The sequence below is a fragment of the Deinococcus sp. Leaf326 genome, from assembly GCF_001424185.1.
In the GTDB taxonomy this organism is placed as follows: domain Bacteria; phylum Deinococcota; class Deinococci; order Deinococcales; family Deinococcaceae; genus Deinococcus.
On sequence record NZ_LMOM01000083.1, the window covers coordinates 1 to 4,052 of the forward strand.

Genomic DNA, 4,052 nt, shown 5'->3' on the forward strand with positions numbered 1-4,052 from the left:
GGGAACTTCTGTGCGTCGAACGTGGACGAGCTCAAGGCCCGGTTGGTCAGGGCCTGGCAGCGCGTACGCTACATCCAGCTTCCACAGCACTTGATGGACTCTAATTTATGCCGAGATCAATAGTTGAGCCCGCTGCATCACGTCGACGCAGCGGGCTGGTTGGGAGCTCTGGCTTACGCCTGTGCAGCTTCTAGGTTGATCTCCTGGGCGAAGGCCGTGAGCTTGCTGTCCGTGGCCTTCTCCTCGCTCTCAGTCTGGCGCAGCAGTTCCAGATGTTGCTGGTGGCCCAGCACCTTGGCGTAGGTTGCGACCGTACCGTAGCCAGCGATCTCGTAGTGCTCGATCCGCTGCGCCGCCGCGATCAGGCCGGCGTCCTTGACCGCCGGGTTGGCCTTCTCCTTGATCATGTCGCTGCCCTCGGCCACCAGCCCCTGCATCGCCTTGCAGGTGTGGCCGCCGGGCTGTTCGCCCAGATCCTGGAAGATGGCGTCCAGACGCTGCACCTGAATCCGGGTTTCCTCCAGGTGATTGGAGAAACCCTGCTTCAGTTCAGCGGCCGTCGCGGCAGCTCCCATCTTTGGCAGCGCCTCCAGGAGTTGCGTCTCAGCCGAGTAGAGATCGCGAAGTTGCTCCACGTAGAGGTCTTGCAGGTCCTTCAGTTTCACGCCCAGGCCAAACAGTCCCATGGTGTCTCCTTTGTGCTTGAGCCCCATTCTTCGCGCCGAACTGCTTCCTTTGCGTGCGGGGTCAGTGAACAGCTGTTTAGGAGAGAAAAGATGACGATGTACTCAGGAAGCTGGGAGCCGCAGCTGATCTGCTTGCCAGTGGAAGTAGACGGCGCTGCCCTGGAAAGCGATCATCGCTGCGACCAGCAGCCACAAGAAGATGCGGAAACTCGGCGCTAAAGGGGACGTCAAGGTCACGATAGCCACCCAGGACAGGGTCAATCCAGCCTGCCCCAACGCACTGATGGTTTCGCCCAACAGCGTTGTTTTAGGTACCAGAGCAAGGCATAACGCCAGGATTCCGGCCAACCACAGGCCGGCGAGAGGTTGACGGCGCGACAACTCGGGAGTCGGGAGGGCCATCCTGACGTTGTAACAGATGACCTGCGCGTTAGCGACGTACTTAAGCGATGGAAATGGGATGCGCAGTGGTAAGCACAGCAATCTATTTGAGACACTGCGGAGAGGAGCGAAACCTGCTCGCTCCTCTCCGCTCTCGGCGATCGTTACTGAGCCAGATTGAACGCGTGGTTCCAGTGCATGTGCACGACAGGCTTCGCGGCCGAGACAACACGGCGCAGACCCGCGTTAGCGTACCTGGACTGGCTGTACTGGTTGAAGAGGTTGTAGGTCTCGCGGTGGCTGTTGATCATCTGCATGCGGTACATCCGGTCGAAACCCCGGCCCGACGTCTTGAGTGACTTGAGCATGTCCCACTGCTTATAGGTCACGGTCATCGGCAGCTTCATGCGAGGATCGGCCTGGGCCACAGCAGCCTTGACCTGCGCGCCCAGCTTGGCGTGGTCAGCGATCATCTGGCGGGCGAAGGCGCGGTTGGTCTCCGAGCGCGACATCTGCAGGGCAATTTTGGCTGCCTCGACTTCAAAGTTATTGCCGCGCACCGCCTTGGCGAGGAAGCCCGTATCGGTGGCATTCAGGCCAGCAGCGGAGGCGGATGTGGCGGCAATCAGCAGGGCCAGCGGAATGACTTTGTTCATGCTGACAACCTAGGCCTGAGCCTGACGGGTCAGATGAATTCGCGTGTAGCTGGAGATTTATCCACCGCCGTGGGTTCTCTCTATCTGACCCTCATACCGGTTGCTCTCAACCGATTCTCTGGGCGAGTCCCGAGCGTGAGCGCTGAGGAGGTAGTAGCATGACCCACTTCCATCCGGGCCGGAAGGCCACGCACAAGTTCGGGGCGGTACGCACGGAGCGCGCCGGCATCAAATTCGACAGCAAAGCCGAGGCCGACTATCACGACATGCTGCAGCTAACAGTCCAGGCGGGCGGCTTGGTGGGGCTGATGCGGCAGCCGGTCTTCTACCTGCCTGGGCGTACGCGGTATGTGGCGGACTTTCTGTGCTTCTGGGCAGATGGGCGGGTCGACACGCGGGACGTGAAGGGCATGGAGACCGAGGGCTTTGGGATCAAGTGGCGGGAGGTCCAGGCGGCCTACTCCTTCATGACCTTCGTGAAGGTCAAGCGCAGCGGCAAGGGCTGGAAGGAAGAAGCGTGACTTCAGGGGGTGAGTTGATGCAGCTGATCGATCTACCACCGCAAGTAGATCCCCTGGACGCTGAACCACAGGCTCCAAGCCGCTGCGACCCACATGAAGGCGCGCGCCCAGCGGAGTACGGGCTGCCCCTTGAGGCGCGGCAGGATGAGCAGGAAGCCGACCATCGCGCCGACTGTCAGCAAGCTATGCAGCACTTGACCCAGGAGGGTGTCGGTCTGCCTGGGCACCATCACGATGAATAGGAGCAGCAGCGCGATCCCGATGCGCTGAGTCTGCGACAAGGAGGCGAATGGGGTCATAGCTCTTGCATACCACAGGCCCCTGCCGCCTTTGAACTGAATTGGAGCATTGCATGACCGACCCATTCGACCCGACTCGTCTCATAATCGCCAGGGCTCAGGCCGAGGACCGCGCCGCCGCTGACCTGGAAACCGAACGTGATGGGCGCCAAGCCGCCCGCACCCAGCGCCGCCACCTTAAGCCCACAGCCCGCGAGGTCATAGCCGCTCTGACTGCCGGCGGCCGTGAAGCCAAGGACGCCCGGGCGTATGCCGAGTCCTGGTACCAAGCCCTCCTGGCCTGGGAGATCCGGGAGGTCAAGATCCCCTACTCGTTCCACTACGACCCCGAACCCGAGCTGGACTTCATCACGCTGGGGAGCAACGCCCGGACCCCTACTCGGTACCTGCGTACTCCAGCGGGTGAGTTCACGGAAGGGGAAGTCGGCGTGTGCATCACGGAGATGGCCGCCGCAGGGACGGTGGAGCGCAAGCTGTTGGGCAAGATGCTGGAGAAGTTGCGCCATGAGCGGGCCAACTGCCCAGGGCGCCTCCTGCATGAGGATGGGCGCTGGCATCAGCACCGGGAATGGGTGACGCGGTACGCCGTGGCCGTGCTGACTCTGGCCGTGCAGTTGCGGGTGCTGGAGGCGGAAGCGCCTCTCCATTTGATGCAAGCTGAGTTGGCTGGATTAAACCAAGCTTGATTTTTGGAACAAACTTGCTGCTCTTTTTCTAGAGTCCAGAAGGTGTCAAGGACGCGACCCAAATCGAACCTCCACGAGTCCCGCCAAGTGCGGGACTTTTTCATGGCTTAAGGTGATCTCAGCTGTGTGTACGTCGTTTGGAGATGACCATCAGAATCAGGGTGACCAGCGCGATGAACATCAGATTCAAGACGAGGCGCGGTCGGTCCAGACCGTAGTCGAGTATCTGCCAACACGTGTCCTCCGCTGCAGGACTTGCGCAGAATGCCCGAGCATCTACGTTCCCCTGCGCACCGAGGTAGCCGACCAGAGGCGGGTGAAAGAACGCGATCCAGATGAAGGCGAGCAATCCACAGCCAAGGATGACTTTTTGAATGTTCGTCACAGATCCACCCTACCCTTTGAGGGGTGACTTCGCCTCTGCAAATCAACGCCATCTCCCTCTCTCCGCTGATGAACTGAGCGCGGCTCTCCTCCGTGACCAAGTACTGGCTGATACTCACACCCCAGCCTGAGTACACCGCGTCGCCGCCCGGTCCCACCCGGGTTTCCCCCTGCTTAAAAAAGAGGATGAGTGTTCCAACATGGCGCAGAGTCCCACCAGGGAGGTGAAGTCCATGCCCGAACAGACAGCTAAAAAAATGGAGAAATTCCTTCTGGCTCTCGCTGAGACGGGGAATATCTCGAAAGCGTGCAAGAAGTCGGGCCTCAGTCGTGTGACGTGACCCCTGTTTCTCGGTCCACTCCGATTGCGACAAGATGGGCAATCTGGAGGCGCGATGAAAGGAAAACGGTACACCGAGCAGCAGATTCTAAGCATTCT

General features: G+C 60.3%; 7 protein-coding genes. 2 read left to right on the top strand and 5 right to left on the bottom strand.

All coding sequences use genetic code 11. The features are described 5' to 3' along the window. Positions 1 to 173 precede the first annotated feature (173 nt). The 3 genes from ASF71_RS20485 to ASF71_RS20495 all read right to left on the bottom strand — a co-directional run bounded on the left by ASF71_RS20485 (position 174) and on the right by ASF71_RS20495 (position 1,723). A complete protein-coding gene (locus tag ASF71_RS20485) occupies positions 174 to 686 on the bottom strand; it encodes a ferritin-like domain-containing protein (RefSeq protein WP_056303603.1) in 513 nt (170 codons plus the stop codon). A gap of 102 nt (positions 687 to 788) precedes the next feature. Continuing rightward, positions 789 to 1,088 (bottom strand): hypothetical protein, encoded by a 300-nt coding sequence (locus ASF71_RS20490; RefSeq protein ID WP_056303605.1) that lies wholly within the window; start codon positions 1,086 to 1,088, stop codon positions 789 to 791. 143 nt (positions 1,089 to 1,231) lie between these two features. Beyond that, a complete protein-coding gene (locus ASF71_RS20495; RefSeq protein ID WP_056303608.1) occupies positions 1,232 to 1,723 on the bottom strand; it encodes a DUF4142 domain-containing protein in 492 nt (163 codons plus the stop codon). 158 nt (positions 1,724 to 1,881) lie between these two features. On the opposite strand from ASF71_RS20495, the gene ASF71_RS20500 reads away from it, so the two are divergent. Next, positions 1,882 to 2,244: a DUF1064 domain-containing protein gene (locus ASF71_RS20500; protein ID WP_056303610.1), complete on the top strand. Its 363-nt coding sequence runs from the start codon at positions 1,882 to 1,884 to the stop codon at positions 2,242 to 2,244. 32 nt (positions 2,245 to 2,276) lie between these two features. Here the strand turns inward: ASF71_RS20500 and ASF71_RS20505 are convergent, their stop codons facing one another. Further along, positions 2,277 to 2,543 carry a hypothetical protein gene (locus ASF71_RS20505; RefSeq protein ID WP_056303611.1) on the bottom strand — a complete coding sequence of 89 codons (267 nt, stop codon included), beginning with the start codon at positions 2,541 to 2,543 and terminating at the stop codon, positions 2,277 to 2,279. A 53-nt stretch (positions 2,544 to 2,596) separates the two neighbouring features. On the opposite strand from ASF71_RS20505, the gene ASF71_RS20510 reads away from it, so the two are divergent. Further along, a complete protein-coding gene (locus ASF71_RS20510) occupies positions 2,597 to 3,229 on the top strand; it encodes a hypothetical protein (RefSeq protein WP_056303614.1) in 633 nt (210 codons plus the stop codon). Between the two features lie 118 nt (positions 3,230 to 3,347). Here ASF71_RS20510 and ASF71_RS20515 read toward each other — a convergent pair whose 3' ends face one another. After that, on the bottom strand, positions 3,348 to 3,614 hold the full coding sequence (locus tag ASF71_RS20515) for a hypothetical protein (protein WP_056303617.1): 267 nt from the start codon (positions 3,612 to 3,614) through the stop codon (positions 3,348 to 3,350). Positions 3,615 to 4,052 lie beyond the last annotated feature (438 nt).

Excerpts from the sequence above, each read along its gene's own strand:
- ASF71_RS20495 (WP_056303608.1), bottom strand. The coding sequence starts at position 1,723 with ATGAACAAAGTCATTCCGCTGGCCCTGCTGATTGCCGCCACATCCGCC.
- ASF71_RS20500 (WP_056303610.1), top strand. The coding sequence starts at position 1,882 with ATGACCCACTTCCATCCGGGCCGGAAGGCCACGCACAAGTTCGGGGCG.
- ASF71_RS20490 (WP_056303605.1), bottom strand. The coding sequence starts at position 1,088 with ATGGCCCTCCCGACTCCCGAGTTGTCGCGCCGTCAACCTCTCGCCGGC.
- ASF71_RS20505 (WP_056303611.1), bottom strand. The coding sequence starts at position 2,543 with ATGACCCCATTCGCCTCCTTGTCGCAGACTCAGCGCATCGGGATCGCG.
- ASF71_RS20485 (WP_056303603.1), bottom strand. The coding sequence starts at position 686 with ATGGGACTGTTTGGCCTGGGCGTGAAACTGAAGGACCTGCAAGACCTC.
- ASF71_RS20510 (WP_056303614.1), top strand. The coding sequence starts at position 2,597 with ATGACCGACCCATTCGACCCGACTCGTCTCATAATCGCCAGGGCTCAG.